Below are 26,934 nucleotides of genomic sequence, written 5' to 3'. Positions count from 1 at the left end.
CATTTATTCTTTTCGATAAACGGACCCATTCGAGCGACGAAAGGCAAGACCCGAGCCGCTATTCCAGGCAACTCGGGTCATCTAAGCCTTTTAATGCGGTCTTTAGGCACCCCCATTTCTAGATTTCCATACTTTCTCCTTCAGCTCAACGTCGCCCCAATTCGATGAATTCTAGGACCGGTCAAAGCCGTACCAACCATTTCCGCCTTGTACCGGATTTCCCGGCCTGACGGATCGGCGAACGTGACGGAGTAGGTGTATTCGGTCCATTGGTGGGTGACCTGCCGAGTCTCCTCTAAGGTCATCTCCTCCCAAGACCCGCCGCCGTCGTTACTTGAGAACCAGATGATCGTGGTTCCGCTTGGGATGTTCATTTCGGCATACACCTTTGATGCCTCTATCCCTTGCGTCACGGTGTTCTCCCGAGTCACATAAGTTCCCGAACCCTCATTGAGGTAGCCCACCAGAGCCACATCGCCGAAAACCAAAGCGGGGCTTTCGCCGACCAACGCCGCAGCCCGAGTCAGCTTCGCGCGAACAAGGATTTGTGTGGCCAGGTTCGGCAATCGCTCTTCCTCGGCAGGCACCAACGCATCCCAAGTGGTTCCACCATCGAGCGAGTATTCCCAAGCGATGGATGTCCCCTCGGGAATGTGACTGAACTCATCGAGGTTCAAATTGCTCAAGCTCACACCTGTGATTGGATGGAACCAGATTTCACCGTTTGGCTCGAACGCTTGCCCGTAGATCGAGCAGCGAAGATCCGATGCGTTCAAGGGAACCCAGGATTCGGCATTGCTCGACTCCAACAATACGCCGGCCGGATATGCCTGGCTGGTGATGATCCCGCGGTCGCCCAATTGAGACATTTGGCCCAACGTCGCCACCTGCACTTGGTAGCTGCTGCTGTGGGTCAGAAGCACCACTGCATAGGACGTGTTCGCTTCGGCATAGACCGGGTCGTCGAAAGTCACCTTGGTCTCGGTTCCTGTAGTGATCTCGGAGGGAGCAACCACTTTCTCTGCGAGGATTTGGTCGTTCGGAAGACCGGTGGTGACCCCTCGAACTTGAACAGTGACCGGAATGGTCGGATCCTTCGCGGCAAACCAAACGCCGACGGCAGTGATGACTCGGTTTTGCGAAACACTGAAGGTCTGCGCCAATGGGTCCTGCTTTGAGGGTTGAAAGCGGGTTGTCCAGACACGGTCCCGAACAGAGCGCCGGACGATGCGAGTTTCTTGGAACTCGGGATCGATGACCACACGGTCGATTCGCGCGATATCGGTCGGACCGTTGATTTCCAAAGGCGCACTTGCGCCCCTTGTCCCGTCAGACACAGATACCCGCCGATTCCCTGTCGGGGCATCAACAGGAATGATAAAGCTCGCGGTCATCCGTCCCACTGCGTCCGTCATCACCCCATCCGCCACCACAATTCCCGAACACCGCACGGAGGCCGAAACATTTGGCGGAAAAAAGCTGGCAGTAACAGTCACCAAGGTCGAACCGCGACGACCCACACTCGGGGTAACCGAAAAAATAGGTGAAGGTGCTTCATATGCAGCGAAGGGGTTGATGTTCCTGGACTCGCTCCAATCCGCCTGTTCCACAAGAACCGTTTCCTCACCAGGAAGCAAGGCGAGCGACCCGTGAAGCTCAACGGTAGAACGAACGGTGTCAACTTGAAGCGCGTGGGACACCGTTGTTCGCGGTGGCGCGACCACTCGGCCGACCGTATCCACTCGGGCCGACCATTCGGGATGATACACATCGCTTTGAGACTCGTTTGAGAAATCGTCGGCGTAGATTCCCTTTTTCTGGCCCTCATCACGATGCGAAAGATCTGCGTTCATTTGGTTTTTTGCGTCGTTGTATTTGAGCTGTTCGACATCCCGAATCAGGTCGTGAATCTGGTCCATGGTGATCCGTCGCAAGCCAAAGTTTCTCGCAGTCATTGCCGCGCTGTCTGGTGGGCAATGAATCGCGGTGAGCCCTAACGCACCGTCCGGCAAAACCGGCATTTTTGGATCGTCGGAGGGCGGACCTTCCAAGCGTTTGATCGCCGACGCGGTCGCATAAAGGACGTCGATCCTTCCTTGGAAGTAATCGTAGTCCACGCTGCAATTGGAACCATGAACGGGTTTCTGCCCACGATCAGCGCGGCCGAAGTTGATCACGTCCGTATTCCCACTCTGGAGTTGTACTCGCGACATGATCGCGGGCGAGGTAGGAACGCTTAGCGGAACCTGGCTCGAAGTGTCTTCAACGCCATCGTCTTCAAACCGCGTCACACCTGGCGGAAGTTCGACCAACAGTCCGAACTGATCTGCTTCTATTGCACCTGATCCGCGATAAATTCGGTATCCGGTGGCACCGTTGACGGGCAGCCATGACAGCGCATTGATCCCGCCAACCGGAGCGGTTCGCGTGACCACATTGGCGGCGACGAAACCAGATTCCCCCTGGGAGTCGCGAACCGTCACGAGATAGTGGTAAAGGCCCGCGCCGGGATAGTCAGCCCGCCCAAACCATCCACCATCGGTATAGTCGACGTCGCGTTCCATTTGACGCGTATATGTCCAACGAACGGTGTAAGTTGTCCCGATGCCGGGTTCGCTCCCGTTTCCTGTCCAATCGACGAAGTTCCCCGACTGGTTCCAATCCGTTCCGGGCTGGAATACGGTCGCACCTTGACTCACCTCGAGAACAGTCACCACGGGGTTCGGCGAAAGAAGGTCCTCTCCGCCGGCGACACTGCCCCTCGTGACGTTTTGAGTCGTCTCGACAATCGCCTCCACCTGAACGGTTGATTTCAGGGGCACGCTGTTGAGTGGATATCGGCGGGTTGTGCCGTTGTAGGTCTTTTGCTCACCGCGCACACGCTTATCCGCCTTCGAAACCGGAACGAGGGTATGGCTCGGAAGGTCCCTTTGGAGGCGAAAGCCGCGGATATAGGCGCGTCCAGCATTCGTCATCACGGTAACATGATCGCTGTCGGCCTCACCCACTTGGGCATCGAACCCGGAAACCAGATAGCTTCCCGCTTGGTCATGGGTCCGTTCGGCCATGTTGTCCAGCAACGAATTCATCCCCTCGGCGGCCTTGAAGGACAGTTGCGATTCCGTGATCGAGGAAACGCGAATTCGGTCACCGGGTAGCGTTCCGACAAGGTCTTCCAGAACAAGTTGGTTCTTGTGCTTCACGACCAGCGTCACCGAACCATCGGCTCGGTCGAACTTGTAAACGGGCAAGATATGGCGGCCGGTCGCATGGGTCGGAAGCGAATCTCCGGACGTGTTCCTTTCGGACAATCGCAAAACCCATTTCTCACGCTCCGCGGTAGGTTCTCCGGTTGCCGGGTTGATCAAGGTCGAATCCTGGTTGAACCCATATTCGTACTTCAGAAGCTCAACCCACACATAATCGACGCCCGTGTCTTTGGCGGGATCGAAGGTGAGCGCCGCGCCAGGCACGGCCTCGATGCGCCCTTGCAGGTAAACCACACCAGGCGCCAGCGTCAGAACATGGCTCGCCTTGGTAACCGTCAGGCCGGAAATAATCGCGCCTTCGGCAAAGATAGCGTCCGCGAGTTTGCGTTGCTCATGGCTGGCCAAGGACTGGAGTTCGTTCAACTCCGAATCCAAAAGATCGCGATCCTGATGGAATCGAACCGCCTTGTAATTCTTCTCGGGATCAAACGTCTGTCTGGAAATCGACATGCACTACTCCATCAAACTTTGATGACGCCGACCAGCTCCACGCGCGTGTCGGACGTCTTGGTGAAATCGGGGATGTGTTTCAACTCATACAAATAGCCAGGGTTTTGAACCTGGCCGGTTGGATTGGTGTCGGGGTGATGGACGCCATCAAGCGCCAAGGCATCCTGGTGCCCGTCGGCATAGGTCACCGCCCCGCCGAAGAAGCCGTACTCACGGATGGTGATGCCGTTGGCTTCGTGCTCTTCGAAGCGGAAAAACACACCGATGGTCTGGGTTTGCTCGGTGGTTTCGAGGTACCGGATCCCATTGACGCGCAACACACCTTCCGGGTCTTCCTTGAGAAAGGTCCGTTTGTAGTAGCGTTTCCGCGCCCGCTCATGTCGCAGGCTGGTTTGGTCGATCTCCGGCGCCGGCGGATTGAGTGGATCGGTGAACGTGGCGTCACCGTCGCCGATGGCGCAGTGGGTCAATCCATCGATGGGATCGCCCAAAAGAAGGCGGGCAGTCAGGATCCGGCCCGCACGGGTGATGAGTCCAAGTGGCACAAAGGCTCCTTTCAGGTTTGGATCTCGTGTTCCTCATGGAGGACCACGCGGTATACGGTTTGATGGGTATCGATTCGGATGGTTCTGAAAGTCCCGATTTCGCAGGTGGTGTCGGCTTCAAGTACCAGCCTTCCAGTCACGAATTGTTGGCTGTCCAAGGCCCAGCGCCTACGCGCGCCAATGACCAAGTGGAGATCGGAAAACCGAGACTCGGGAAGCCGGACGTCGACGAGGATGTCAGCCACGAAGGGCACCATCCCTTGCTGGACCCGACAGACCAGATCGCCCACCACCTGCGTCACACCATAAACCGCCAAGCTGGTATCGATTGCTGTCGACTGGAGCCCCGACACAACCGCACGAAGGTCGACTTGCAATACGGTTGGCCGCAAAATGGTCAAAACGAGATCCGGCGCCACCGCGACAGGTCGAGACACCGACAACTGAAGATCCGAATCGATGCTGATTTGGCGTTCGGGTTCAGGAACCTCCTGTGATTGGCCCAGCATCTCGAAAGTGGATGCCGGCGCAATCGGCCGGTTCAATCGAAACCGCGGCGATCGCTTCCCAGAGCGCAGCACGGGAAGAAACCGCACGCCTGGTGACTCAGGCACGGTTCAGCCTCCCGTCGAGCGGACGCCCCTGTTGGACCGGACGCGGCGCTCTGAACGCGGGAATCCGCTGTCCCGTTTCTGTGCGGATAGGAAGAGTGACCCCTTGCTTGGTGGGCATATGGCTACTCCCGAACCGCGCAGAAACCGGCGCTGCTGAGGTTGAACACGCGGAAGGTCTCGGTCCCCTGCTGGATCACGTCCTCAGAGTCCAAGTTGGTCGACCCAACGGAATAGACCTCGATTAACTGGCCGCGAAGCTCGTTGTAGCCTTGGCTGGTGTGGGCCGTCAGCCAGGGGTACATGACCGTCAGGCCGTAGCGCTTGTCGTGATTGCTCGACCCGGCAAGGCCACCATCGGCCGCCTTACATTCACCCTGATGGCTGCTGTTGCCGCTGTAACCGTCGAACCGGTTCGTCGCATAAAACCGGCTCGGGGAGTCGTTGCTCCCCACGATCAAGGGCGCCGGATCTTCTCCGATTTTGGACCCGACCACAAACGATCTGGATACATTGGCCAGGGTCACGGTGTGGGGCGTGCTGGCCGTGTCGATCGCGGTAACCTCGACGCGTTCGATGTCGACGTTGTCTCGGATGAGGTAGGGCTTCCCGATTTCGAAATGGTTGGCGTCATCCACTTGGGCCACCACCTCGGTGCCTGTATCCAAGGTCGACTGGGCCACCGCAACCTCGCCCGACCAGAACCGGGAGATCAGGCCGGAGTATTGGCCGTAGTAGGTGGCGCCCAGCTTGGTGACGAGGAACCAGTGGTCCAGGTCGGCGAAGATCCAGTAGAGGAACGGTGTCCCGTCCGAAGTGCGAATGTAGGTGTAGCTGCTGTTGTAGGCTGGCTTGGTCCCCTGATGGCTCGCCTGGTTCCAATAGTGATAGGCGCGCACGCCCAATCGATTGGCGTTGTTGTCATCGGACACATAGAGGTAAATGTCTTCCTTTCCACTTTCGCCGGTGGCGGTCACGACGAAGTAGGGCGAGGCATCATTCTGGCTGTCGTGGAGGGTCCACCCCACGGTATCGGTCAGGTATTGACGCAGGATGGTCATTAGGTCCCGTGAGTTTTGCGCGGTGCCCGCTGTGCTGTGGTAGGCCATGGTATGTGACTCCTCTTGGCTCTGACTGGTTTGAAGGATTAGAGAATCGGACTTTCCATGGCGGTGACGCGCAGTTTGAGATCTGTCTTGTTCTGCACAGGTGTCCCGGCAGGAACGGTGATGCGCCGCCAAAAGGACAGCGAGGCGGAATAGTTTTTGGGCCCCAAATCGACACTGGCACCAGGGTCGGCGCTGTCGAGGTGCTCTTGGGAAGCGGCCAGGCGGACCCATGACGATTCATCGGTTTCGGCCGTGTCGGTGACCTGCACCTGAATCTGGCTGTAGTCATAGGCGGAATAGGCGAGGGCGCCCGCCTGATGCTCGGCTGGCTGAGTGCCGCCGTAGCCGCGTTCGATGGTGAGCGAGGAGGTGCCGCCCCCGTTCACGATGCGGAGTTGTTCGGCGCCGATGACGATCAGTTCCGTGCTCGCGAAGCCAGGCGCGGTCAGCTCTAGAACCACGTCATCGATAGACAGCGCTTGAGCCAATGTGGCCCACTCGTTCGCCAAGAACAACTGGCGATCCTTCGAATCGCCGTCGGTCCCGTTGAACACGTCCTGGTCGGGGTTGGACAGGTCGCCTTCCGACAGGGGATCGGTCAGTGCTGCGTCCATATATATATGTAGAGTCATGTGTCGCTCCTCGGTTCGGGCCAGATGGTGGCCGTGAAGGTGTTGGTTGCCGAATCAATGGTTGCCGTATCCTGGGTGGTGACATCGCGTTGCCGGAACTGCCACTCGATGGCTGGTTCCGTCATTTGGAATCCGGCTTGATTCAAGGCCATGCTCCCCAAACGCAGCGGCAGGGTTCGCTGGCGCGAAAGGCGGAGCCCTGACCGATTCAGCCGCCCTCGGTTTAGTGCAACCGGCTGGACCAAACGCTTTCGCGGGGCTCCGGTGTCGACGCGGATGGAAAACGTGGCTCGATCCTCGGTGAGCGTCCCGTTGGTCAGGGGTGCCTGGTTCAAGGTCCGCCCATTCAAGCCGAAACCGGGTCTCCGCTTCTGCCAGCGGTGAACCAGGTCGCCAGCGGATTGGATCTCGGCCCAAGTCGCCTCGGCCAGAACCGACATGAGGACGGATTGGCGACTGGTCTCGCCCTGTAGCTTGGTATTCCCCGACAGCGCATGGTGCCCGGTTCGGAAGCTCCGCGACGGCAGGGCCTGGCTCACCAGGGACAAACTTTTCGATTCGTCCTGGCTGGAACGCTCTGGATGGTTAGCCGTTGAGAGCAGATCCTTTTGCTGGAACCGTACCTCGCACCGCGCAGGAATCCAGTTAAGCCGAGCCTGGTTCAAGGCTTGACCGGCCAAGCGCATTGAGGGCTTGTCGTTGGTGAGCCGCGTTTCCTCGGTGACGACCGGGCAGCAGCTCGCAGAGCGACGTTCGCTCAACCAGAGGTTGGGCAGTTTGCGGCCTTGGTTCAGCACGGACAGGTTGGTTCGAAATCGCGTGCCGCGCGCATGCCAGTGGTTCCGACACACGGCACCGGTTTCGATTCCCTGGTGAAGCGTCGTGCTATTGGTCACCTGGACCAGTTCCCAGATCGTCTTTTGGCGGGTGAGGTGCCGGTCGCTATTGAGCGGGTTGCGGTTCACGATGAAGGTCTCGTCCAGGTCGACGAAGGCAACGCCTTGAATGAACCGTTTGAGGAATGCTTCGAAATGATGTTCGGCGGAAAGCAAGGTGCTCAACCATTGCAGATAGTACGTCGCGGTTCCGGCGGGATGGTGCGGGGCCAAGGCATCGCGGAGGCCTTGAACCTGGTTGTCGCTTTCAACGCGGTAAACACCGAGGCTGTAAATACGGCCTGGTAGCCGAGACTGGTTGATCGAGGCTCGCCGATTTAGTCGTGCTGCATCCCGGAAAGTCTCTCGGATCCGCCCTTGCCACCCAATTTGGTCCAAAGCCCGATGAATGGCGGGGACGGTGCCCTTGCGTCGATAGAATTCGACGGCCTCTCGGATATCGCGACGTTGGGCCTCGACATCCTGGGTCGCGGCGAAACGATGGCCGACCAGCTCGCCAAGCAGCGGCACGTACGAAGCGGGCGTTTTGTCCAGATCAAACTTTGCCGGTAGCTGATCGATCAGCTCCTTCAATTCGTCGAGCGTGATCCCGACGTTTTTCAGAAGCGCGGCCAGGTCGCCATGTGGGTCATTGAGCCGGTAGATGTCCGGCAGGAGTTCCCAGAGCTTTGCCTCGAAATAGGACATCAAGCACCTGCCATGGTGATTTGGACTTCACCCAACACGGGGATCTGCCCGTTTCGGATGTCCACGTCCGCGCTCGGTGAAAACAGATGGACATGGCTGACACCTCGCAGGTTGTCGATCAGCGCAACGATGTCGGACACGTGAATGTCCTGGCCGAAGCCGACCCGCTCAAACCGGAAAAAGTCGGCCAGGGCCTCTTCGACCCGCAGCTTGACCAGGTCCGGGTCCTGGCCTGCCAAGGGGATCACTTCGGCATCAATATTCACCGGCCGGTAGAACGGCTCGTACAGCGTGATCTCGGTCGTGATCAATTTGCGAGATTCGAGGAAGGCAGCGAGATCGTCCATCAAGAGTTGCGATGGCGCACCGCCACCATTCGGGGCTACTGCCAGGTTCACGGTGAAGTAGTGGTGATGGCCGCAGTCGTTCACATCCAGAATCTGGGCCTTCGCCACGCCAGGGAAGCCCTCGGCCAACGCTTGGAAATCCTCCTTGGTGACGGCCTTCCAAAGCGTTCGAAGCTCGGCAGGCGCTTGCTTCTTCGCCGACTCCAGCGTCTCACGGTTGGCCCCTCCTGTGGCGGGTTGGTGGTTGACCACGGATACACCGATCGAGGAGCCGTTGGCCCGAATGGTGTCCTGCAACTGGGTGATCAGATTGCGACCCAGGTTCCCGGCCGCACCCAGGGTTCGCAGGTAGTCGATGCCGATGGCCGTTCCAGCCGGAGGCGCCGCACCACGAATCCCGTCGCCGAAGACGACCTTGGTCGTGTCTAGTGCGTCCGTTTCGGTACGAAAGTGGCGATCCTCCCGGCCAGACTCCTGGAAGTGAAGCACCTCTGTCCAGACTTCGCCGTTGATGGTGACAGCGATGGTGTCTTGTGCGACGTCTCGGGCCGACAGGCGGTATTCCTGCCACGGCAGACCAGTCCCGACAAAGGACACCAACTCCCGCCAGCCTTGCCGCGCGGCGACGGTCGTCTGGGTTTGCCCCCGGAAAATGGTCGTGGCCTCGACGGTTTCGAAGGGAATCTGTTCCTGGTCCACGTAAGCCCGGCACCGGACCCCTTTGGGAATGACCACGTCGAAATCGAGCGGGTCCCCGAGCAGGAAGGTTAGCTCAGTCGAGGCCGCGACCGGCGCATCGAGACGGTAACTGATGAGCTTGCACAGGTTGATAATCGCCTGTCGTTGCCGCGCCGTCGGCAGAAACGCTTCTGAAATCTGGGCATCGATGTAATAAGCCAACATGTCGCCAACGCCAGCGAACAGTTCGAGCAGGACGACGCCGAGATCGGAAGGGTTGAAATCGGTCCAGCGCTCGGTGAGCTGCGGGACGCGGTCGAGCAGCTCCCGGCGCATGGACTCGTAGTCGCGATTGGTGTGGTTGAGGATTCCGGCCATGGCGGCTTCCCTCCTTGAGTTCGACCCCGAGTTCTTTGCTCGGTTGGGGACTAACTACAGATTTGGGAGGGAAGCCGGGCCACAAAAATTTGAAAAGGTCACGTCTGGCTGGGAGGCCTTCATTAGCCGTTCGGCTGTTCGGTTCGACCTTCACGATGGAACGGAAAAACCAAGTTCCCCGTCACGGGGGACTGGATCAGCCGATAGTGGATGCGTACTTGTAAGACATTGGCGTCCACCTGTTCGGGTCCGTCTTCAAACGTCACTTCGGTGATCACCACACGCTTTTCCCACTTTCGAATTGCATCTATTACATAGTGGCGGATCAAACCCTTGAGCACCGAATCATTGGGCTCAAAAACCAGCTCGTGCAAACGCGAGCCGAAGTCGGGCCGCATGAACCGTTCGCCAACTCGGGTGCCCAGGATCTGGACGATGCTCTCACGGATGCGGGCATGGTCTTGAGAGGTGACCTCCGATGTGGCCACGCCACCGGTTTTCCGATCGAAACGGAATGGGAACTTGATGCCCTTGCCGAGGAAATCGAACGACGTCATACCGGGCCCCCACATTGGTAGTAGCGATGAGGATTCTCCTCTCCGTTTTGGTCTTGTGTCGGGAAGGTGATCGCTAAGTCTTCGCCGCTGACCAAGCTCAACAGGATGTCGCCGGACTGATCGATGAATCCACGATGCTGGGATTCCAGGGCCGAGAACCCACGCCCGCCGTTGTCCACCAGGTTGACTTGGATTTCCTCGCCAATGGCCTGGATCTTCTTACCCAACTCGATCACGGTTGCCGTCGGATTGAGAAGGACAACCCGACGATCCGGGATGGAGACATCCAGCCGAAGACCCGTAGCGAAAACGATACGGAACCGCCCGTCGGCAACTTGGACCGGATGAACACCTGCCGGCAGGCCTTGGATCCAATCTGTCGCATGCGTTGCCCGCGCTTCGGGGACCAATTCGAAGACGCGGCTATCGGGAAGGGTGACCTTGCCGTCGTGCTCCGGTATCTGGTACGGAACGCCGGCGGAGTCCACGAACACGAAGTGTTCCTGGTCGGTCGTTCCCAAAAAGGTGCCGTCCGGCAGGACGAAGAGCCGCTGGCCGTTCGACAAATCACGCTGCAGGGTGCCTGCGGGCAATGACACGAACGGGTGAAAGTCCGGTTGGTCCAGTTGCTGGCTGTACTCGGCCGCCGCCTGCTGGTGGGCTTCGAGGGCAGATTCGGCTTCCTGGCGCATGGCTTCTGAGGCCGCGTGGCTCAGGTGTAGCACATGGGCCACGGGTGAGGTCGTGGTTATGTCGTAGATTGCGCCCGAGCCGGGTGAAAACGTGGCAGATCCCATCTCAAATCCCCCAATCCGGCGGGATATCGCCCCCGCCGTAAGGATCGGTGCCACCCGAACCCGGATCAAACACTTCGACTTGGATGTAACGCATGCTGTCGCCCGCCGCCGAATCGGAAACCAGAATCATGGTGGCACCCACTTGTTGGCCCAAGCGAATCCAACCGCCCTCCACCGTGGCGACGCTGCTATCCAGGCTTTGGACCACGAGGGAACCTCTCGGCGCGCCGCGCACCGTGATCGGCACGCACACGCCCTCGGCGTGGAACGACTGTCGGATGTGTTTGGGCTCGATGTCCCAATAACGAGGTACGTTGTTTTCTGGCATTTAGCATCTCCCTTATCCCGTGGTGTCGGGGCTGGCGGTCACGATAACTGCACCGCATCCCGTGGTGTCGCCCATGCGAGCGGTTGGTTTTCCTTCCGTCAGGGTCATCGAACTGCCCGAAACGATTCGGGTGAGGCCATGACCCTTTCGAGGGCATGCGTGCAGATCACCCATCCGGGCCACCGGTTTTCCGTTGACGATGGTGCCGGTCGATCCCGTGACAATGGCGCCTCCGTGATTGGTGGTGTCGCCCAGCCGGGCCACGGGTTTACCCATGACCGCGACTCCGCAGGAGCATGCTGACCACGAAGCCGATCAGTCCCCCGAACGCGCTGCCCACCGTCAACACCAAGCCGATGAGTTTCCACAACGCTTCGGTGTTCAACTTCTGGGTGAGCTCGTTTTGAATGTGATTGATGTCCTGAGCGTGCCGCCGCAGGTCCTCTTGGAGGCCCGTAACGAGCAGGGTGACGTGTTCCTTGTCGCTCTTCTTTTCCAGGCTGAGCTCGATTTTTTCTAGGCGGGCCTGGATGTCCTGTTTGTGGCCTTCGAGTATGGCGCGAAACTCGGCACGCCACTCGCCAAAGACACGAGAGAAAAAGGCTTCCGATGGTGGAGAAGTGGGGTGTGTCAACTCGATTTCCTCCTCAATTCGAATTGGCCTCTGAGTTCCAGGTGAAGGTTCCATTGAGCGTCGAGGCCGCGACGCGCCAGCGCACGCCGGATCGCTTCTTTGGCACCGTGGATTTGGGCGAGGCGATGGGTATCCGTCACCCGATTCGCATGTTTCCGGTACCGGTAAAGCGGTTTTCGGATCCGGCCGAATCGAGCGACTTCCGAGGCCCGCAAGCAGAAGTCGTAATCCTCGGCCATGGGCACGGCGTCGGTCAGACCGCCGATCTGGTCGAACAGCGATCGCCGAAAGAGCCTGAAATGAAAGGTCATGAAGGTCCGCAGCAAACCGTGGTGGGAAAAAGGCACGCGGCACCGACTGCCGATGCCGAGGACGTGGCCCTCATCGTCGATGTCGAGGTAGTCGGTGTACACGAGGCCCACATGATGGTGCCGCTCGAGGAATCGCACCGTTTCGGCCAGGGCTTCGGGCTCCAAGAGATCGTCGCTGTCGACCCAGCCGACATAATCACCCGTAGCCAGCTCCATGGCATCAGCCAAAGCAGGGATGCGACCGCGATGAGGCCGGGCCTCGAACTGAATGCGAGAATCCCGAAGGGCGAATCGCTGGGCGATCAGCGGCGACGCGTCGGTGGAGCCGTCGTCCACGATGATCAGCTCGAAATCGGGGAAGGTCTGAGCCAAAACGCTCTGCACGGCCTGGCCGAGGTAGTCCTGGCGGTTGAAGACGGTCATGACGACCGACACTTTTGGTTGCATCGATAGCCTTCCTACCCGATCAGAACTTTCTTTGTGGCACGAACCACGATGTTCCCGGTGACGCCGTCCATGATCACGGTGGAACCGGCCTTGTCGCGAAGCTGGATCTTCTCCCGGCCCGCAGTCGAGTCGATGAGCACCTCCTGCGCTCCGTTGAGCCCCCAGATATGGACCTTCTCCTTGCCGGACGTGGTGTCCAGCAGAACCTTCTGCCACCTCGTCCGCTCCCGGTCGCGCGATTCGAGGTGGATCTTCTCCTTGTCTTGGCGGGCTTCCAATAGCAGGTGCTGGCCCGACAAGTCGGTGATCTGAATTCTGGCAGTCTGGTCGTGGATGTCTGATCGAAGGTCGAGCTGGTCTCCACGTTCCGCTTCCCTCGTTTGGCGCGGTCGAGCGTTTCCCGTTTGAACAGTCCGCTTCACGGGTGACGCCATGTGGAGCATCTGACCCGCGCGATCGATGATTTTCAGGAACTCTTCCTGGTCGCGGTCATCCATCACGATGGTGTGGCCGGTTTCGGTTTTGATGAGCACCTTCCGGCGCGGGCAGTAATAGGGCGGGTGCCCGTGGTACTTCCGGTGCTCCGGCCCGTCGAACGGATGCGGGGCATGCTCCAACTTGTCCTCGCAGTCGAAGCAAGTCGGATGGCTGCAGAGCCGTGTAGCTTCCTCGGGCTGTTCGCCGGGGTTGCTCTTCGCCAACCAGACGCCCGTCCATATCGGGTATTGGACCTGCCCGCCCTCGAATTCGGCCCAGACGCTCGCCCCTTCCTCGGGCACTAGGAACGTACCGACATCGTCAAGCCCGCCATAAGCGAAGCAGGGTGAGGCCCAGTCGCTCCAATTCTCTCGGCCGGTCCCGAGCACCGCGGGTATTTCCAACCGCAAGCGGCCGAGCCGTTCGGGATCGTTGTTGTCGCGAGCGATCGCTCGGTACTTGCCGAACCATCGGTCTCGGTAGCGTTCGACATGTTGCTTGTCTTCCGTCGCAATCATTCAAGAAACCTCGAAAATGGCGCGGCCCCGAAAGACCGCGCTGAGTGGGTTACCGTTTGGGGATGATGCCCCGCAGCGCTTCACCAAGGAGGCGCTGCCCCAGTGGTTTGGGCTTTTTCTTGGGATCCGCCTTGCTCACGGCGTGGGCAAGTGCATCTTGAGCACCTTGAGACAGGCGGCGCTCCTGGACGGCCATGACGGCCTTGGCCTCTTTCAGGCCCAACGATTCGATGATGGTCACGAGGGTGTCGAGGACTTCGGCCCTGGCCCGGCCCCATGAGGTCAGTTTCACCGCGCCGATCACGGCAACGGCCAAAGAAATCAGGGCGGCCTGATACTCCTGGAGGAAATCGAGAACGTTCATGAACTCTCCTAATGGCTATGGGTTTTGTTGGGCAGCGCGTTCCGTGGTGGGACAATCCACCGAAAGCGCTGCGGGCGAATGTCTAGGTGGAGGAACTTGCGATTGAGGTAAAGGCCGATCCCGCCGCCGCGAAAGGCGGGGATCTCCAATGCGGCCTGGAATAGGGCCATGATCGGAACGCCGGGTGCGCGAATGTCGGCCGCTTGACCCTTGGTGTGGTAGCTTCTCAGCTCCCCGCCGATGTCCCGGTTGTGCGGCGGGCAGCGATACCCGCTGAGAATCACCAAGGGGCGGCCTACCTTCCCTTGGAGCGCTAAAAGGGCGTCCAGAAGTCGGCGATCGATCACCACGTCGCCGCAATGACGGCAGGCGAACCGGGATGGTTCCAAGTCGGCTGTCAGCCATGTGACATGGGCACGATCGCCAGGTCCAGGGGACGGCCAAACTCTGCTGACGGCCGTTGCAATAAGGAAAAAGAAAGGCGCGATCATCACCCCTCCCTCGGATCCTCGATGATGTCGCCGGTGTCCGCGTCCACCGTCACCATGGCTGGCGGTTTCTCCTGGGGCGTTGCCGGGCCGGCCTGCTCGTTGGGGATACCCTTGGATTTTTCAGACTTGTCCCCGGCACCGGCGCCCAGCGCATTCCTGCGAAGTCGGAGGTCGCAGGTGTACCCGCTTTCTCCGATTTGGTGGCGGATCGAGGTCACGTAATAGATTCCGCTCAGCTTTTGGCCGAGGCCACGAAGTTCGACATTGGCCTTGGCGGTCAGTTGCGGAATCCCAATGGTTTGGGCCGTGGCCTCGACTTGGCGAAGTTCGGTTTCCTTGAACTGGCTCTCGGCCGCGTCCTGGGAAGGCTCGTGGGTCGGTTTTTCATGAAGCGCTTCGGCAGATTCGAAGGTCGGCACCACGTGTCCGGTCTCCTGCTCTTTGAACCCGCCCTCGCCGGTGTTGGCGTCGACGAGATAGGTTCGCTTGCCGAGGGATGTGCGTTCCGGCGTGGTGTCGTTATTGGCCTTGTAAACGACCGGTTCTTTCTTCCTGGGATCGAGCCCGATCGTAGTGGTCTCGGTGCCCGCACCCTTTGCGCCCTGGGATCGAGCATCCACCCGGACGGATCGGAGCAAGCCCTGGCGGCTGGTGAAGTACTCCAGAACCATGGCGGGAGCCTGCTCCAGTCGGCGCGGGTGGAAGTGGAGCGTGTCATCTTGAATGAAGAAGACATAGCCGGCCGCACCATCACCATCTTGGGCCCTGGCCTTTTTGGCCAGCTCTTGAAGGAAGTGGGCGTCAGACTGGTTGCTTTGCACCACGCGAAGGTGCGGCGTCAGGGTCGGCTCGATAACCGGTGATAAGCCATTGGCCCTCGCAATGTGCTCCGCGATCTCCGAATACAAGATCCCCGGCGCGGGCTTTTGCCACACCTTCTGGTTCTCTTTGCCAGAAAGCTTGAACCCTTTGTCGAAGGCTTTCAGGCGGATTCGCGGATCGCCGTTTTCGGGGAACTCATAATCGACATCCTTGATCACCGCCTTTTTGCGCGGTGACAGGTTGTCGACGTAGCCCCAGCGGGCCACGATCTCGTTGCCTTCCTGGAATAACGGGTGGTCGACGAACTGATGGTTCCGATTCGTCACCGTCAGGGTGAGTACGTCCAGTCCCTTCTCGTTGTCCTCGAAGGTAAAAGACGTGATCTCCTGGGTAATGTCCTCGGCAAGGGTCTCGCCCTCGATTTGGATGAGGAAGGTCGGTTTGAACGGATCGATGGTCATGGTCCCCAACTCTGGCCGAAATGGCGTGTTGGGGACTAACTACAGGAAGAAAATGGTTTTCGGCTCACAAGAATCCACGATCCCAGACAAGTGCGCACAGAGACATCTAGTTCTTTGCGGAAAACACGGAAGCCTTTTCACAAGACCTATATCCCGGCTTTCGGTTTCGATGAAATTCATATGAACAGCTCAATTGCGTGCGGGCTGAATTGTTGTTGTGATTGACATTTGGGCAAAGTAACGTGTATTCTAACTAAGACTTCAAAGTGATAAAAAATCTGAATTTCTTCACCTTTTTGCAGGTAATTAATGAGCAAAAACCAAAATGGCGGTAGAAGTACATCAAAAAAATCAAAGAAAGAACCTCAGTATTCTGATTCTGAGTTGATAATTGGGCTCGTTGGCGCGATTGGTACTCCTCTGGATTTAGTCTGTGATTTAATAAAAGGTTTTTTGAAAGTGTTTCAGTATCAAGTTGAGACGATCAAAGTCTCAAATCAAATTATAGAGACTTTGACTGACGCAAAGATTCCAGATGGGGCCTTCGAGCGAGCCAATGCGTTAATGAATGAAGGGAATAAATTAAGAGAAAAATCTGGCGACAACTCGATTTTAGCACTAGCTGCAGCGGCACGAATCTACGATACTCGAGAATCCTCGGAAGATGACAACGGAGTCACTCCCAAAAAACGAACTGCGACAATAATAAACTCTCTCAAACACCATTATGAAATAGAGCGACTTAGAAATATTTACCACCCTGGCGTATTTATTTTTGGGGTATATTCTTGCGAAACAGACCGTATTCAACGCCTGATTCGCAAAGGGATGCATGAAGACCAGGCTGAAAAATTGATCCGTCGCGACGAAGCTGAGTCAAAAAAACATGGTCAACAGGTTAGAGCTGCATTTCATCTCTCAGATTTTTTTATTTCTTTTAACTCCAATTTAAATTATTTAGAGGCACAAATATCCCGGATACTCGATCTGATTTTTGGAAATCCATTTGTGACACCAACATTTGATGAGTACTCCATGTTTTTGGCCTTTTCTTCGGCATTACGCTCAGCCGACTTGTCGAGGCAGGTGGGGGCAGTTCTAACCAAAGGAACGAACATAATAGCAACAGGAGCAAATGATGTGCCAAAGGCTGATGGAGGTCTCTATTGGCCATCTTACAACGAGCAAGAGCGAATTTTTTGCGACTCTGAAGGCGGTAGAGACTACCGCCTTGGGTATGACACAAATACCACAGAGAAGAGAAAGATTATTGATAAAATCGTCAATGATGCTCCTAAAAAATCGCGAAAAAAGATAAAAAAAGCACTAAAGCAAAGTTCCGTTATGGATATAACTGAATATGGCCGAGTTGTTCATGCCGAAATGGAAGCATTACTAACCTGCAGCCGGATGGGAATTAGCACTCAGGATGCAGAAATTTTCTGCACTACTTTCCCGTGTCATAATTGTGCAAAACACATCATTTCCTCCGGAGTTCGCCGCGTCGTTTTTATAGAACCTTATCCCAAAAGCAAAGCCTTGGATTTTCACAAAGATTCAATCTCCGTCGAAAACACCCTTAATAAAGTATTGTTCGAGCCTTTTATTGGAGTTGGGCCACGGAGTTATTTCAATTTGTTTTCTTTAAATCTTGGAATTGGATACGAACTCAAGCGAAAAAACTCTAAGAATGGCCTGGCGGTCAACTGGAAACGACCAGGGGCGAAATTGAGGTTGCAATTACTGCCTATTTCGTATTTAGATCGGGAGGGGGTTGCACTGAACCGCCTTGAGAAGCTTTTGAAGAAATGAGGAGATATGATGGCGAAAAGCGGTACTTTTTTCAAAAATCTCAAGCGTTCTGGCGATAAAGTGAACAACTGGCCAGAATGGAAACGAACGGCAGTTGTTGCTCCAGGTCCATATTCGCAACCGTCAGAGAGCCGAACAACCGAGAGCAAGTCTGTGATCAGCAACACACAGACCCCCAAAGACAAAAACAGGTAATCCTGGCGAGCAAAACAGAGCGTTAGCAAGGTCTTCTACCGAATCTTTCAGCGAGGAAATAAGATCCATATGGCCTATACCATGAGCTTTTGAACCTGCAGAGGAGAAAGGCGGCCGTTGGTAATCGGGGCATTCAAGAACGGACAGAAACGTTGGTCCCAGTGCTTTTACTCAAGAAAATCCCAGACACGCTGAGTAGCGAGAACTCGTAATGTGGATCCAGTTTCTAACTTCAGCGGAAAGAAAATGTCATTGGAGTCACAAATTACCCACCATAGGTTTGCATCTCCTAAGTAAAGGTGTGCCAACGCATCGATCCGATCACCCTCCACCACCGTATGAAAACGATCATCCGCACTCGGGGGAATATCAATCAGCGAACGGAGCCCAAAAATGTCCCCATCCTTCAATCGATGCAGAATAGACATCTGATACCGCGAGCTTTTCCCAATCACAAGCGCACCTCCATTACCTCGACTGATCGCTCTATGTATTCCTCCAAGGTCAGGTCCACTTCGGCTCGCTGCGGCAGCAGGCTTTCTCGATCGAACAATTCAAAAAACCGGGCCTTGACCTGCTTCACGATGCAAACCAGGCCCGGATACAGCTGGCCGTACACCAGCATCACGCGATGTGGCGCGTTCTTGAGCATCGTTCCCGCGTGCTCTGGATAGCAAAGCGATTGCAGCCAGGCCACCTGCTGTCGCACCGGGCCCTTGAAGAGCTGAATTTTCACCGAGATACGGCGCGCTTCACCTGCCACAAACTGATACCGTGGGTGCGACATCCCCGGTATCCGAATGGTCGCGTAGGCCGTGCTCTTTTCATCGACAATCTCGTTCGGATTGAACTGAAACGCTAGCCGCTCGCTCGTATCAATATCCACCAAAAATGCTTGCTGTTCTTTCGTGTCCCAAGTCATCAAAACGTCTCGTAATTCTTGATTTTTTGGTCCCGTATGTCGCGATAGACCGCCTCGGCGATTTCGCGACCGTCCAATTCTGTTTTCACGATGATGTCGATCGGCCGAGCGGCCAATTCCTCGTTCTTTTGCGCAAGCTGATCCATGAAGGGCCTGATCGTTTGGGCGATGATGCTCGCCTCGGCGACTTGGTCTTGGTTTGGTCTCGCTCCTTGTCGCGATTGAAACAAGAGCCGCTGCCGATCCACTGGAATAGCCGCGTCGATCGTCCGCTGGAATCCAGGCACTTCTTCAAAAGCAGCCATGATGGGGTCAACCATTTGGACTGCGTGATACAGGTGCTCAACCGAGGAAACGACTTGGTGGGCAACCCACGCCACGCCGCGATAGGCTTCCTGTGTCGGTGAAAGCCCTATTCTCGTGACGGCGATTCGATTCGCGGTTCGGGTTTGGTTAGCTGCCAAGGATTGCTCGCTCGCGGAAGCGTTCAGACCCACGACCAATCGGATTGGCTGGTGCGGGGCATCCATTCCAGTCAATTCTTGGTGGGGCACGCCAAGAGAGGCGGTGCCGACATTTGTAGCTGGGACCGCAACACGAACGCCAACTGACGTTGTGTCGGTTTGTCGATAGCTTTGGTTTGGGTCGGAAATCGCGGGGACAATCGCGCGAGGCACGTACCGCCACGTATTCTGCTGATTGTCCAGTATCCGCTGATGAACGATCAGACCTGGCTCTGGTCGAGAAACCACTTGCCCATCGTGAGCGATCGCGCCCTGGAAGGCTGGTGACGCAGAGCTGGGACCCGTTTTCTGAATCGAGGCCATGGCCTGGCTTGTGCCCACAACCGTTTGGCCCTTTTCGAAAACACCAGGACGAGCATACACGCGATGCCTGTCGCGCCCCGAGTCCATCTGTAGGACGGGTTGATCGATGGTGGGGGCCGGTTGGCTCGAGCGGTAAGTGGCGGTCGTTCCGGTCATTGGAGCCAGTCTCTGATGTGCGATCATCGTTTGGGGTTTGGCCGCACGCCACGACGCCCCCTGGACCTGAACCCGCACGGGTTCATTTTGTTGAATCTGCTGAACCGGGAACCCACCCACTCCGACGGCTGCCGCCGGTAAGGGGCCTGCCAGGATTGGCGAAAGGGCCATCGCGCCGACCGCGACTGGCCTGATCCCGTATTGGTAAGCTCCTCCAGCCTTTTGGGCCGAAAACTGGAGCGCTGCTTTGAGCCGCTTCACCAGGAGGCCGACCATGGCTTCCCAAGCCCTACCAAACGTCTCAATGAAGGTGTCTCGCAGCCGGAGCGTGAACGGTTTGCGGGCCTCCTGGAGAACCGTCCGAAAGCGTTGGGTGACTGCACCGAATCCCGATTGCAATTGATCGCGAAGGGCGCGCGCCGTTTCAATGGCCCGCTGCGCGCTTGGGGTCAGAGTAGACGCCATCCCGGCTTTCGCTTTGGCCACCATTCTCTCCCCAGATGTCCAGATTTTTTCCAGGAAACGTTGTGGCCAAATCATAGATGTTGCCGGCGAGTCCACACCGACGATTTCAGGTGTCTTCTGATGGGATGCCGCCTGAGCCTGTTCGATGCCCACCTTCGGTTCGGACGCCTTCTCTTTTCCAAACCACGACAGCATGCTGCGCAACTTGGCCAAACCCTTTTTCACCTGCTGAATGGGAGCGGTCATCGCTGACCAGATCCCTTTGGCCAAGGACAGAATCCATTCCTTCCCGGCGTTGAAAAAGGCCCGCTTCTTTTCCTGCAGGACCTTGGACAAGTCCAGCAACTGGGAGAACACGCGAATCAAGGGTGTGTTCTTCAAGCCGTTCCAAATGGTTTCCCCCAGTCCTTCCCACATTTGGACCGTGTTGGCGAAGCTGTTTCTCAAAGCCCGCCATAAACCCCGTGCAGCATCGGCAACCCAGCGAAACGGGGTCCCGAGAAAGTCCCAGATGGCCTTACCAATCGCTTTCCAGAAGCCGAGTACCGACGTGCCACCTGTGAGCATGTCCCACATGGCCAGGCCCATGCGGCCCAGCATTCGAAACGCCTGGACGACCAGGCGCAATGGCAGGAAGTAGGTGTAGATCGCCTTCACCCCCGCGACCATGCCCTTGACGATGGATTTGCCGAGCCACACAAAGGCCTTGACCACGTAGCCGACCAGCTTGATCAAGAAGGCAATGGGGTAAATGATCACCTTCAGAAGAAAGGCACCGACTTGGACCAGCAGGCCTAGGACCATACCGAGCCCTTCACCGAGGCCATAGAAAGCCTTCCCGTTGGCCGAACTCGAAACGATGCCAATCACCTCCAAGATCGACCACCCGGCCTTGTAGAGATCCACAAAGGCGGTAACCAGCGCTTTAACGGCCGGGCCCAGGATCGCGCCCGCTCTCGAAAAGGCGTGGGTAATGGCTGCATGGAATCCTGCAAAGAACTGGCGGACCCGGTAATAGATCTTGAAGACGCCTACTACGAAGCCCATGAGTCCGGACGCTTTCAGCTTCTGGGCGAGTTCGGCGGACATTTCGCCCGCGCTGCCCCGCAGGGATCGAATCAACGTTCGGATGCCCCGAAAGGCGAGTCGAACCCGCGCAAAAGCACCTTCGACCATTTCGCGAATGCCGCCGAAGTTGGTGTCCCATGCCTTTTTCAATAAATAGATGGCCGCCACAACACCAGCAATCGTTGCCGTCACCGGCAAGAATGCCGAAGCGATGGCCGACCCGGCCCCGGCCAAGGCGGCACCAAACCCGGCGATTCCTGCTTTGATGGCGGGCATCGCCAGGCCCACCGCGCCGATCGATGCCACGATGCCACCGACTACAACCAGGAACGCCCCAAGCGCGGTAATCAGGGCAAGGACGCCACCGGTCAATCCAGGCACCGCCTTCGCCATCGATTGAAGCCCCATGATGATGCTGGACACCGCCTTCAAGACAGGGGTGACGATGGGGAGCAGGGTCCGCCCGAGAATCTCCATGAGGTTGGCAATCTGTTGGCGGATCACCTCGAAACTGGCCCCGATGTCCTGGTTCATCGCCCGAGCCATCTTTTCGGTGACCACGGTGCCAGTCTCCATCGCCTGGCGGACGCTCTGGATGTTGGTTTTCAGACCGTCCAGCCCCTGACTCATTTGGAGCAAGAACTTCACGGCTTCGTCGGATCCGAACGCCTTCTTGATCTCGACCTGTGTGGCCGCCTGGCTGAAGTCGGGGAATTCCTTGCGGAGCACTTCCAACATGGGAATGATGCCCTTGAGCCTCCCGTCGGCCCCGACCATGGAGACGCCCAGCTTATCACCCGCTTCGGCGGCCTTCATGATGAAAGCCTTGTAGAGCGTACCCGCTTCAGAGCCAGGCATCGTCGTCTGTAACTGGCCAAGAATCGCCAATTGCTCTTCCATGGGCACGTTGGCACTGGCCGCGACCGCGCCGATATTCTTGATTGCGTCGGCCATTTGCTTGCCGTTCGTTTTGAAGCTGGCCACGGTTTGGGCCATGCCGCCGGCGAAGGTCCGGGCCCATTCCATGTCGGACATGTCCTTCATCAGCGGCTTGAAGATCCCATAGGACGTCGTGAAGGTCCCCACCATTTCGTCGGTTGTGGCCTTCGTTGCCTTCGCCGCAAGGGCGGCCATCGCGGTGAAGGTGCCGACCGCCTCATCGGAGAGATTCGCCAGTGCGCTGCGCACGTCGTACGCGCTCGTGATGAACTGCGCCTTAGTGGTCCCCGCCCAAGCGTTGGTGAACGACTCGGCGGCATTCTCCAAGGCCCGCAAGTCTTTGACGCCCAGGGAGGCCAGCTCCCCGAGCGCCCTATGGGTTTCAGCGGTCGCCGAAAGCAAAGCGATGGGTGTCGCCAACAAGGCGAGCCCCGCGCCAGCCATCATCGTGCCCTTTTGGATGCGCTCCAGGTTCCGCGTCATTCTCTCGCTTGTGCGCGCCACGGTCCCGTCCAACTTCTCCATGGCATGCTCAACTTTGCCGGAGTTCCGGGACAACATGTCTTTCAGGGACACCACAATGCCAAGCCCGAGATCCATCATCGCCTCGCTTTTTCGGCTTCCCGCCGCTCGAATTCCAGTTGCCGTTCAAGGGCTTCCACGAACTCCTGTCGCCGCCGAATCGGAAGATGGCGAATGTCGTGGAAGCCCCAATGGAGCCCCCCGTATGCGAGGAAGAATGCGTCGTTTACAAGGCGGCTCCGGGAAACAAAAAACCCGGTTCCGCTTCGAGCCGAGTGCGCAACCGCTCGCCGCAGGCCTCGCAATCCACAGTGATCGCGGTGTCGATCCCGGCGTTGACACGGTCCATTTCAGCGCGAAGGGCTTGGCGATCGCGAAGGCTCATGTCCTGCATGACCCTTTTGGACGGCGGCTTCCCGTCGATGTCGATGATGCGCATCGTCATGGCGGACGCGATCGATGGCTCTTTCAAGGTCGCCAACCGCTTTTCCATGTGGCCGTCCAAGTACCGGAACCTCACTGTTCGATTTGATGACGGCAAGGTGAACTCGAACTCGCGGGCGTCACCATAGGGCTTGGTTTCAAGCGCGCCGAGATCCACGGTGAAAGGGTTGGCCTCCCGACAGGTCGGGTTGGTACACACCAGCTCGAGTTCCACTTCGCTGCCAAGAGACACACGACGAAGCTCGACCAGCAGGGCCAACCGATCACCCGACAGCAGGTCAAGCACGTCGTTCATCGTCGGGGAGTCGTTGTCCCCAAGGCGCACAAGGCAGTTCTTCAACACTTGATTGATCGCCGAGCCGTTGCGGATCAGGCGCTGGTTGGTGAGAATTTCCTCTTCGGCGCCGGTCATTTCCCGGATTTCGGCCTCCAGGCCGCAGGGCAATTCAAAGGTAAACAACCAAATCTCCTTTAGGTCCAGTATTGGTAGGTGATGACCAGCTTTTCGAGGGTGTTTTCCGAGCTGGAGCCGTCCAGCTCGTCGTATTCAAGGGACTTGATCCAAGCACCGTGCAATGTCCAGCGCCGGGTTTCTGAGCCGGTTCGATCGTACTGGACCAGATCCACGTCGCGCATGTAGTCGCTTGGCAGTTTGCTGACACCGGCATTGACGTCGACGATCTTCTTGACCCAGTCGCGCGCGGCCTCGTCGCTGCCGTCTTGGAAGATCCCTTTTTCGAGGTTGACGTCCTCGAACTTGGCGCGGCCCGCGACCTTTTGGTCGAACATGGACCCGCCAGGCGAGAAGGTGGTCTCGTCGAACTCGGTCTTGGGCAAGCTCGCCTTCTTGAACAGGGCCACGTCGAACCCGTTGATTTCGATGGCGAACTGCCAATTCTGGTACAAGGACTTGGGCATGGTTCCCGCGTGTTCCATAGGGTTACCTCCTGTTGGTCTCAGCGAAGATTTCGTCGAAGCTGGCGCCGGTTGTGATCAACACGAAATTCAACTCCACGAATTCAGCGGTTTTGGTGGGCTTGACGAAGACGCGGGCTCGCATCTCGTTCCGGTCAATGACGGCCGGCGTGTTGGTCTCCTCGTCGCACTGGACGCGAAACTCATACAGGCCGCCGTTCTGTTGGATGTCCAAAAGAAACGGATTTAACAGGCGAAGCAAAGCCCGCCAGGTCTGCGGATGATTCGGTTCGAAGATGACAAACCGCGAACTCTCGCCGATGGCCTCTTCCATGTACATCATGAGGCGACGCACATTGATCCGATCCAGGGCCGAAGGTTGGAGAGTCAAGGTCCTTTGGCCCCAAATCACGACGCCCGTGTCCGGGTTGGCCACAATCGAATTGATCCCTTCCGGGTAAAGTGCGTCCATGTCGCCGCGCGAAACGCGATAGCCGACATTCAGCACGTTGAAAATCCGACCGCGCTCCGTGCCAGCGGGCGCCGACCAGACATTGGTTTTCTGATCGCTGCGGGCAATGCAGCCGCAAACCGCGCCGCTCGGAGGAATCAACTTCTTTTTGCTGGTCAGCGGATCGCTGATTTGCAGCCAGGGATAGTAGACGGCCCCATAGGTCGAATTGAACGCTGTGTGCGTGTAGCCGCCTTGACCTTTCCGCCACTGGATCACTTCCAGAGGTTCCAGGTGCAGCGGTGCGTCGGCGATGAACAACAGGTCTTTGCGGTTCTCGGCGTAGGTGATGCCGGCTTGAATGACGGGCGCCGTGGTCACGCCGGGCACCGCCACCAGATTGAGCGCATCGATTTCGTCAAAGGCGCGAATGCCGGAGTGGGCTGCCGCATCACCGATGAAGTCTTGGTCATTCAGACCGGCCAGGCCGTCATCACCACCGGACAGTACGAATTCACCGATACCGGGCCGGTCGTCGGGATAGCCGGATCCATTGCCCAGATCCCGGACCCGGATGAACTCCGAAGCCTCGTTCACAACCGCTTCGACATGGTCGCGGGAGGATTCGTCCATGCTCAGGTCGCGGTGAACTTCGACGATGCGGTTCTGATAGCGGACGATGAGGTTGAATCGGTCCGTAGGCTGTCGCGTGCTGTCTACAGTGTAGACGGTCAGGTCATTACCCCATGTCCCTTCATTGATGGCGGTAACTTCCAAGGTGGCTTGGCCGTTTGTTCCGCCGGCCAGCGGGGTTTCTGTCACAGGCGTGACAAAACCCGTGTCCTCGGATCGAAGGGTGACCAGAGCCGAGGCCTCGCTGTCCGTATCGATGGCCGCCACAATCTCATTGGCCGTGCTGGTGGCGGTCCCTGCCGAATCGGTTGCCAAGTGGACACGAATCACGTTGCCGGCGACTTCGACGGAAAGCGGTGTGTCGATCCCGCTTGCGTCAAGCACCACCGAAAGGACGTTGCCCGAAGTACCGGCTTCCCGGGCTTGCCAGGTGATGCGGTCGGTCCCGGCCTGGCCGGTTTCGAGCGAGGCGGTCACACCGCGCCGGTCCAGCAGCGTGTGGGATGCCGAGACCGCGGTGAGCGATTGTCGATCCATGGGATCGGTTAGGTGCGCCACGCGGTTGACGTACAAGGTTCTTCCGCCATTATCGAAAAAGGCCCTGGCCGCGTAGGCAAGGTATCCGGCCTGGATGTAGCCGCCGTAGCGGTTGGCGAACTGCTCCCAGCTCGTTACCAGTGAGGGAGAATTGATGGGCACGCGTTCGGCGACACCGACCATGGCCGCGCTGGATGTGGAGATCTGTTTGACGTAGAAGGAAAAATCCGTTTCCTTCGTGTAAATGCCGGGCGAAAGATAGGTCGTCATGCGCGGGGCTTCCTTTTTCTTCTGGTGGGTTTGGGTTTCGAATTGGCAGACTGGGTTCCGGCCTTGGTTTCCATGTGGATCAGGCCACGCTTTTCGGCTGCCAGGAGATCATGTGAGATCTGGTTATCGGGAACTTCCTGTGTCTCTCTTGGTTGAAGATGAAGGCTCTGACCTCCAGTCAGCGGGATCGCAAGCGGTTGAAACAACAGGTTTTTGATGGCTATCAAGGCGACTCCTCAGGTTGAGATGTGAACCGACGGTCTTCGACCAGGCCACCCCGGAATTCGAAGTGGCGGTCGACGATCAGTCGTCCTTCCTCGACGGCGTTCCCGTAGATCGGGCAATCCTCGATGCGAAGGCGACCGGCACTTTGCTTGAGATTGGAGAGGTTGACCCGCCGCAGACTTCCCATTGGCACCAGCTCGGTCAGGTTCAACGCGCCGCGATCCTCGATGGCGAGGACCGGGTGGTCGAGATAGAAGCGCGTGATCTTCGCCTGGAGATCCAGCAACTGGGCATCGTTGGCCGTGGTCGCGACGATATCGAAGTCCAGGTGGTAGAGCCTCGGCGCGGGCCAGCGCTCATAGGTCAGCCGGTCGAGATCCTTGCAGACTTCGAAGGCTTGGACCCGACGGCACCGGTTCTCGGCCAAGGCCGGGCCCTGAAGGATCAGGCTCGGCGGGCTTTTGATTTCGTGGACGTCGTCGAGAGGCACCAGCACGGCCCGTTCATGGACCTCTCGCTGGAACAGGCGGATCAGGGCTTCGACGATGTCGCGTAGGGTTTCCACGGCGTCCTCCAACCTCGGTGGGTTGAGGACTAACTACAGAAAGCCGAAGGAAAACGGGTCGATTTTGATGGATTTATCGAAAATTATTTTTCAAGCTCATGCACTCAATGCAAACCCTAATAGCGCGCAATCGGTAAAAGAGCCCCCATCCTAATATCGCACCCGCCGCGGAGACCATG

At 57.7% G+C, this 26,934-nt stretch carries 25 protein-coding genes; 1 reads left to right on the top strand and 24 read right to left on the bottom strand.

Going from position 1 to position 26,934, the window contains the following annotated elements; all coding sequences use genetic code 11:
* Positions 1–140: 140 nt before the first annotated feature.
* From J3U87_RS17335 to J3U87_RS17255, 17 genes are all read right to left on the bottom strand, one after another.
* The gene (locus J3U87_RS17335; protein ID WP_237384315.1) at positions 141–3,719 is read right to left on the bottom strand and encodes a DUF4815 domain-containing protein; all 3,579 of its coding nucleotides are present in this window, start codon (positions 3,717–3,719) and stop codon (positions 141–143) included.
* A gap of 11 nt (positions 3,720–3,730) precedes the next feature.
* Positions 3,731–4,264, bottom strand: a complete 534-nt coding sequence (locus J3U87_RS17330; RefSeq protein WP_237384314.1) for a hypothetical protein — start codon at positions 4,262–4,264, stop codon at positions 3,731–3,733.
* Between the two features lie 11 nt (positions 4,265–4,275).
* A complete protein-coding gene (locus J3U87_RS17325; protein ID WP_237384313.1) occupies positions 4,276–4,878 on the bottom strand; it encodes a hypothetical protein in 603 nt (200 codons plus the stop codon).
* A 122-nt stretch (positions 4,879–5,000) separates the two neighbouring features.
* Positions 5,001–5,984 carry a hypothetical protein gene (locus J3U87_RS17320; RefSeq protein WP_237384312.1) on the bottom strand — a complete coding sequence of 328 codons (984 nt, stop codon included), beginning with the start codon at positions 5,982–5,984 and terminating at the stop codon, positions 5,001–5,003.
* 38 nt (positions 5,985–6,022) lie between these two features.
* Complete coding sequence (locus J3U87_RS17315; RefSeq protein WP_237384311.1) at positions 6,023–6,616, bottom strand: hypothetical protein; 594 nt, start codon at positions 6,614–6,616, stop codon at positions 6,023–6,025.
* Positions 6,613–8,199, bottom strand: coding sequence for a phage tail protein (locus tag J3U87_RS17310; protein WP_237384310.1), 1,587 nt, complete (start codon positions 8,197–8,199; stop codon positions 6,613–6,615). Before J3U87_RS17310 ends, J3U87_RS17315 begins: the two co-directional genes overlap by 4 nt.
* Positions 8,199–9,602 (bottom strand): baseplate J/gp47 family protein, encoded by a 1,404-nt coding sequence (locus J3U87_RS17305; RefSeq protein ID WP_237384309.1) that lies wholly within the window; start codon positions 9,600–9,602, stop codon positions 8,199–8,201. The genes J3U87_RS17310 and J3U87_RS17305 overlap by 1 nt, the downstream gene beginning before the upstream one ends.
* A gap of 122 nt (positions 9,603–9,724) precedes the next feature.
* On the bottom strand, positions 9,725–10,090 hold the full coding sequence (locus J3U87_RS17300; RefSeq protein WP_237384308.1) for a GPW/gp25 family protein: 366 nt from the start codon (positions 10,088–10,090) through the stop codon (positions 9,725–9,727).
* A 65-nt stretch (positions 10,091–10,155) separates the two neighbouring features.
* Positions 10,156–10,956 carry a hypothetical protein gene (locus J3U87_RS17295; protein WP_237384307.1) on the bottom strand — a complete coding sequence of 267 codons (801 nt, stop codon included), beginning with the start codon at positions 10,954–10,956 and terminating at the stop codon, positions 10,156–10,158.
* A 1-nt stretch (position 10,957) separates the two neighbouring features.
* Positions 10,958–11,284, bottom strand: coding sequence for a hypothetical protein (locus J3U87_RS17290; protein WP_237384306.1), 327 nt, complete (start codon positions 11,282–11,284; stop codon positions 10,958–10,960).
* Positions 11,285–11,296: 12 nt separating this feature from the next.
* The gene (locus J3U87_RS17285; RefSeq protein ID WP_237384305.1) at positions 11,297–11,560 is read right to left on the bottom strand and encodes a PAAR domain-containing protein; all 264 of its coding nucleotides are present in this window, start codon (positions 11,558–11,560) and stop codon (positions 11,297–11,299) included.
* Positions 11,553–11,918, bottom strand: coding sequence for a hypothetical protein (locus tag J3U87_RS17280; protein WP_237384304.1), 366 nt, complete (start codon positions 11,916–11,918; stop codon positions 11,553–11,555). Before J3U87_RS17280 ends, J3U87_RS17285 begins: the two co-directional genes overlap by 8 nt.
* Entirely contained in the window at positions 11,915–12,676 is a 762-nt protein-coding gene (locus J3U87_RS17275; protein WP_237384303.1) for a glycosyltransferase, read from the bottom strand. Before J3U87_RS17275 ends, J3U87_RS17280 begins: the two co-directional genes overlap by 4 nt.
* Before the next feature lie 11 nt (positions 12,677–12,687).
* Entirely contained in the window at positions 12,688–13,671 is a 984-nt protein-coding gene (locus J3U87_RS17270) for a phage baseplate assembly protein V (RefSeq protein WP_237384302.1), read from the bottom strand.
* A 49-nt stretch (positions 13,672–13,720) separates the two neighbouring features.
* Complete coding sequence (locus J3U87_RS17265; protein WP_237384301.1) at positions 13,721–14,035, bottom strand: hypothetical protein; 315 nt, start codon at positions 14,033–14,035, stop codon at positions 13,721–13,723.
* Between the two features lie 8 nt (positions 14,036–14,043).
* Positions 14,044–14,424, bottom strand: a complete 381-nt coding sequence (locus J3U87_RS17260) for a YcbK family protein (RefSeq protein WP_237384300.1) — start codon at positions 14,422–14,424, stop codon at positions 14,044–14,046.
* A gap of 101 nt (positions 14,425–14,525) precedes the next feature.
* The gene (locus J3U87_RS17255; RefSeq protein WP_237384299.1) at positions 14,526–15,809 is read right to left on the bottom strand and encodes a phage late control D family protein; all 1,284 of its coding nucleotides are present in this window, start codon (positions 15,807–15,809) and stop codon (positions 14,526–14,528) included.
* Between the two features lie 309 nt (positions 15,810–16,118).
* Between J3U87_RS17255 and J3U87_RS17250 the strand changes: the two genes are divergently transcribed.
* The gene (locus J3U87_RS17250) at positions 16,119–17,621 is read left to right on the top strand and encodes an anti-phage dCTP deaminase (RefSeq protein ID WP_237384298.1); all 1,503 of its coding nucleotides are present in this window, start codon (positions 16,119–16,121) and stop codon (positions 17,619–17,621) included.
* A 646-nt stretch (positions 17,622–18,267) separates the two neighbouring features.
* Here the strand turns inward: J3U87_RS17250 and J3U87_RS17245 are convergent.
* The 7 genes from J3U87_RS17245 to J3U87_RS17215 all read right to left on the bottom strand — a co-directional run bounded on the left by J3U87_RS17245 (position 18,268) and on the right by J3U87_RS17215 (position 26,755).
* Complete coding sequence (locus J3U87_RS17245; protein WP_237384297.1) at positions 18,268–18,738, bottom strand: CIS tube protein; 471 nt, start codon at positions 18,736–18,738, stop codon at positions 18,268–18,270.
* Entirely contained in the window at positions 18,738–22,793 is a 4,056-nt protein-coding gene (locus tag J3U87_RS17240; protein WP_237384296.1) for a phage tail tape measure protein, read from the bottom strand. The genes J3U87_RS17245 and J3U87_RS17240 overlap by 1 nt, the downstream gene beginning before the upstream one ends.
* A 148-nt stretch (positions 22,794–22,941) precedes the next feature.
* Entirely contained in the window at positions 22,942–23,619 is a 678-nt protein-coding gene (locus J3U87_RS17235) for a T4 family baseplate hub assembly chaperone (RefSeq protein ID WP_237384295.1), read from the bottom strand.
* A gap of 11 nt (positions 23,620–23,630) precedes the next feature.
* The gene (locus tag J3U87_RS17230; RefSeq protein WP_237384294.1) at positions 23,631–24,095 is read right to left on the bottom strand and encodes a phage tail protein; all 465 of its coding nucleotides are present in this window, start codon (positions 24,093–24,095) and stop codon (positions 23,631–23,633) included.
* 4 nt (positions 24,096–24,099) lie between these two features.
* Complete coding sequence (locus tag J3U87_RS17225) at positions 24,100–25,965, bottom strand: phage tail sheath C-terminal domain-containing protein (RefSeq protein ID WP_237384293.1); 1,866 nt, start codon at positions 25,963–25,965, stop codon at positions 24,100–24,102.
* Positions 25,962–26,192, bottom strand: coding sequence for a hypothetical protein (locus J3U87_RS17220; RefSeq protein ID WP_237384292.1), 231 nt, complete (start codon positions 26,190–26,192; stop codon positions 25,962–25,964). Before J3U87_RS17220 ends, J3U87_RS17225 begins: the two co-directional genes overlap by 4 nt.
* The gene (locus tag J3U87_RS17215) at positions 26,189–26,755 is read right to left on the bottom strand and encodes a hypothetical protein (RefSeq protein WP_237384291.1); all 567 of its coding nucleotides are present in this window, start codon (positions 26,753–26,755) and stop codon (positions 26,189–26,191) included. The genes J3U87_RS17220 and J3U87_RS17215 overlap by 4 nt, the downstream gene beginning before the upstream one ends.
* Between the last annotated feature and the right edge of the window lie 179 nt (positions 26,756–26,934).

The organism is Sulfidibacter corallicola (assembly GCF_017498545.1).
Lineage (GTDB): Bacteria > Acidobacteriota > Holophagae > Acanthopleuribacterales > Acanthopleuribacteraceae > Sulfidibacter > Sulfidibacter corallicola.
The sequence above is the reverse complement of the archived record's forward strand: the minus strand, read 5'-3'. Positions and strand labels throughout refer to the sequence as shown.